The organism is Corynebacterium kalidii (assembly GCF_022869005.1).
Taxonomy (GTDB): Bacteria; Actinomycetota; Actinomycetes; order Mycobacteriales; family Mycobacteriaceae; genus Corynebacterium; species Corynebacterium kalidii.
The window spans coordinates 1-4,655 of sequence record NZ_JALIEA010000015.1 but is presented as its reverse complement, the minus strand read 5'-3'; the positions used below and the strand labels follow the sequence as shown (position 1 = coordinate 4,655).

Below are 4,655 nucleotides of genomic sequence, written 5' to 3'. Positions count from 1 at the left end.
CCCTCGGCCGGGGACACCGCCCGGTCGAACGTGCGCCAGGTCATCCCCTGGAACACCACCGTCACCGACGACAACGGCGACTCCCGGCAGGTCCGGGTCGTGGACACCCCCGACGGCCCGGCGGTGGTCGCCGACGACGGCACCGCCACCGGTGAGGTTCTCACCACCGACACCGACTCCGGGGTCACCTCGACAACCCGCCGGGACGGCCTGGAAGGCCGTCAACTCACCGACCCCGACACCGCCCGCGCCGAGAGTGCCGACGACACCGATACAACCCCGACGTCCGAAGCAGCCCCGGCCGGAACCCCCGGTGACCACGCCGCCAACGGCGCCAACGGCGCCAACGGCGGCAACGGTACTGACGGTGACGGTGATCAGGGAGGCAATGGTGGTGACCTGCCGGTCGGCCCGTTGGGTGCCGGAGGTGTCCTCGCCGGGGCCGCCGGGGCGATTCTCGCTGACCGTCGACGCCGCGATGGCACCCACCGCGGTGACATCAACTGGGGCAATGGGCGCGAACAGTCCCTGATCCTGTTGGAAGGCCCAGACTCCCCACGCGAGCACCGCTTCGACATGGATGTGCCCGACGGCGGCAAGATGGTGAAGAACCCCGACGGCAGTGTCGACGTCCTCGACGCCGACGGTAACGTCGTCGAGCATGTCAAAGCCCCGTGGGCGTTTGACGCGCTCGGCCGACCGGTGGAGACCCATTTCGAGGTCGACAACGACAACGGCACGTTGGTGCAGGTCGTCGACCCGGACCGCACGACTTTACTGCCGATCCTGGCCGACCCCGACAAGCAGAAGAGTGGTGATGCTTCAGCAGCCCAAGGCGCTGTCGCTGGGGCGCAGATAGGAGCTTTGGCCGCTACAGACGATGATACCCCGACGGGTGCGGCCGCCGGGGCACAGGTTGGAGCCCTAGTAGGCAATGCTTCCCCCGAAGCCGGGGCCGACACTCCTCCCGTCGACAGCAACCAGAACCCACCGCAACCCGACCCTGAACAGCGGCGACAGGACAACAACAACCTCAGCATCGCGGCCAACAGCAACCAGAACCCGGCCGATGTCGACGGGGATGCTGATAAGGAGATGCTCGGCGCGATAGACATCACCGGCAGGGAGGAGGGGGTGCCGTGGAAGGAAGATCTCGGCAATGGTGAAGAGGCTGAGCGGGTCATTGTCCCTGGTACTGGTCGGCAGACCGTGGATTCGAGAGTCACCGGCGGACCCAACGGTGACAATGACATCCGTACCACGGCCAACGATCTTAACGGTGTAGATATCTGGTCGCACGAGGAGGAAGGTGGTGGCAGCTACGCGCAGACAGACAACGATAATGACCGACTAATGACCCAACGCTTCGACCAGGCTCCAGCCGCAGGTGAGACGGCTACGCCGTCTGTGACCTCTGAGGCCAACGCCGACAACTCGCAAGGCACGGTGGTGGCCGACAATCCGGACGGTAGTCAGTCGTATGGTGACTACCAGCGCACCGGTGACAACCAGTATGAGATGGAGGTCACCAACCCGGACGACACTACCTCGGGGATTCAATCGACCCAGCGTGACGATGCCGGGGTGAGCACCCGAGTCGACGACCAGGACGGCTCACGGGTGAGTACCGACGGCGGAGCCCCTGTTCCTCTGGACGACGCCGGCAACGATATCTCGCAGAACGGTGACCCGGACCCGAACACGGGGAGGTTCTACGACCCTGAGAGTGGTGAATGGGTCAACGGTGCTGTCCTTGGAGGGGTACCGGTTCACCGTGGCAATGACAGTAAACTCACTGACCCTGACGGCAACGAAGTCACTGTCGGGACCAACAGTGAAACCGGAGAACCAGAAGTGTCCGTGACCGACCCCACCTTCGGGAAGTCTGATATCGCTACGACAATCTCCGGGGCAGGTATCTCCACCGGTTTCGGGGCGGCAGAAGAATCCGCTAGACGCGTAGGATCCGAAGCTGATGATCTACTCCGCGCAAGCCGCTGGGGATCGCGTGCGTTTACCGGGGTGGGAGCAGTCGCAGGTGCTGAGATTGACCGCCAGCAGGGAATGCCTGCGGGAGAAGCGTATGTCTCGAACGTCCTTGGCGGAGCTGCGGGCTTGGGCGCATCAGCACTTGCAGGTGCAGCCGTAGTTGGGATGACAGCAGGTGCCCCCGCAGTGGCGGTTGTTGCAGCGGGTGTTGTTGCAGGAACTGTAGCGACCTTCGTAGTGACCAAAGGAATTCAAGCATTTTGGAAATAATCGCCCGATACCACGACATTCCACAACGCATTCGAGTGATTTCGTACATGCTAGCCATATCGGTATACTCTTTTATGTTCATACTATTATTCGCTTTGTGGAATAATATCGAAGGAAGTGGACTAGAGCCAGTGGAGTTGCTCCTACTGTCGATATCGGCGCTTGCGCTGGCGCCAATTCTCATAGCCGTTGCACTCCCTTATTCCGCTCCAGGTTTCCTCTATAGTTACCGCACTCCGGAAGAACGTAGAATCGTTACCACTAGCAGGATGGGCCTACCTTTTACCATAGGACTAATTGCAGGCACGATCTTCCTGCTCGTCTACGGAGTCCGTATAACCCGAGAAGTTAGCAACCTTGGTATTTACTATCTTGTCGTAGGTATCATTGGGACTGTAACCAGCGTGTATTTCGCTATTAAATGGTCCGTGCCGAGAAGTAAGTTCTCGACCGTAGTTGACATATCGCCAAGTACCGTGTCCATAACTTCCATGGGGACTAAGGTGGAGATGGACACTTCGTCATGTCAGATTATGTTCAACAGCTCTACCCTGAGGCCCACTATCACACTTTCAGGAAAAGCGAACGTCATCCACAGAGACGGGCGAACTAGTGTTGAAACAAAAAGTCTAGTAGTTAATAACTTCAATTCGGGAAAGATCAACATGTATACGGCGTACGCTATTGTTGCTTCCAGTTAGCGTATAGTTGTCCGCAATCCGCGCAGGTGAGCAGAGTGTCCGTCGCTGCGAACCTCGAGCAGCACCATCGCCAACGAAATACCGATGGACAGCTGGCTGCTCGCCGACGGCGACGTGATCACGATCGGCCACAGCGAGATCGACGTTCGTTTCAGCTGACGGACCCCGTGTCACCCGCGGATCTTTTGACAGGGTGGAAGGACCCTCTTCCACCTGGAGTCAGAATCCTCTCCAGTAGACGAGAAGGTCCCAGCCCCCTCAGTCGTGGCGCACGACTGACAACCCGAAACATCGGGCCCGACCCCCGGGTGGTGGACACCCAGACACCAGCTGTCCGCTGGGAAGGAAAGGTAGTCTACCCCCATGCCACGCATCACCTACAGTGAGCAATTCAAACGTGACGCCGTCACGCTCTACGAAAACACCGACGGGGCGTCCATCAACCGTATCGCCGCTGAACTAGGCGTCAGCAGGGGAAGCTTGCAGCACTGGCTTACCCGCTACGGAACCCGCCCACGATCAACGAAATCAGTCTCGCCCGAGGGCTCCGACCGGGCGGCCACAGGGATCGGCAAAGACGAGAAGATTCGCGAGCTCGAACGCGAGAACCACCGACTCAGGGAAGAACGGGATATTCTTCGCAAGGCAGCAAAGTATTTTGCCGAAGAGACGACCTGGTAAGCCGCTTCCGGTTCGTTGATGACTTCCGCACCGAGTACTCGGTCAAGCGGCTATGTGAGGTATTGATGCTCAATCGTTCCTCATACTACAAGTGGAAATCTTCCGCGTCACGACGCCGGGAACGACTCGTCGCTGATGCGGCACTCGGTGCGCGGATTCGAGCTATATTCTCCGAACACGATGGGTGTTATGGCGCCAAACGTATTACCGCTGAACTCAATGCTCCCGGCCGTCGTGGTACACCACTGAACAACCGTGCCTGTTCACCTGCATCACGCGCGTCGGTGACAGTGTCACAACGAGCGGATGGGGCAGCATCTGTGCAGGTGGTTAACCATAAACGTGTCGCCAGGATCATGCGCTGCCAGGGGATTTCCGGGTTCACGAAGAAGCGCCGGGTCCGCACCACGGTCCCGGCGCCGAGCGCACCGAGGTTTCCGGATCTCGTGCGTCGGAACTTCGCTGCAGACCGGGCGAACCGTGTCTATGTCGGTGATATTACCTATCTTCCGGTGTCCGGAGGGTCGACTATGTACCTGGCGACGGTGATCGACTGTTATTCTCGTCGCCTGGTGGGCTTTTCTATCGCGGATCATATGCGTGCCGATCTTGTCTGTGACGCGTTGGTGATGGCGAAGAATCAGCGAGGTTCACTCGATGGTGCTGTTTTTCATTCTGATCACGGCAGCGTGTACAGCTCGTCGATGTTCAGGCGGTTGTGTTCTGATTTCGAGGTGCGTCAGTCGATGGGAGCGGTGGGCGCCAGTGCCGATAATTCTCTGGCTGAGTCATTCAACGCGTCGATGAAGCGTGAGGTTTTGAAGGATAGGAAATCATTTGTGAATCAGTTGTCCTGCAGGCGTGAAGTGTTCCGGTGGTGTGTTCGGTACAATTCTGTACGTCGACATTCTTGGTGTGGACATCAGGCTCCGGAGGTGTTCGAAGCTGGAGTTTCTGGTAGTCTGTTGAACGTATCGTAATCAACCCCGTGTCCACTTTCTGGGGTTCGGGCCC

1 protein-coding gene and 1 pseudogene are annotated in these 4,655 nt (G+C 59.0%); both read left to right on the top strand.

The genetic code is table 11. From position 1 onward, the window contains the following. Nucleotides 1-2,259 (top strand): annotated as a pseudogene (locus tag MUN33_RS09570) (hypothetical protein); the annotation flags it as partial. Between the two features lie 1,064 nt (nucleotides 2,260-3,323). Continuing rightward, nucleotides 3,324-4,621, top strand: a protein-coding gene (locus MUN33_RS09560) for an IS3 family transposase (protein WP_244804690.1) whose coding sequence is annotated in 2 segments (ribosomal slippage) — nucleotides 3,324-3,621 and nucleotides 3,621-4,621 — 1,299 coding nt in all. Because the reading frame shifts where the segments join, the coding sequence is not laid out codon by codon here. The last annotated feature ends 34 nt before the right edge of the window (nucleotides 4,622-4,655 follow it).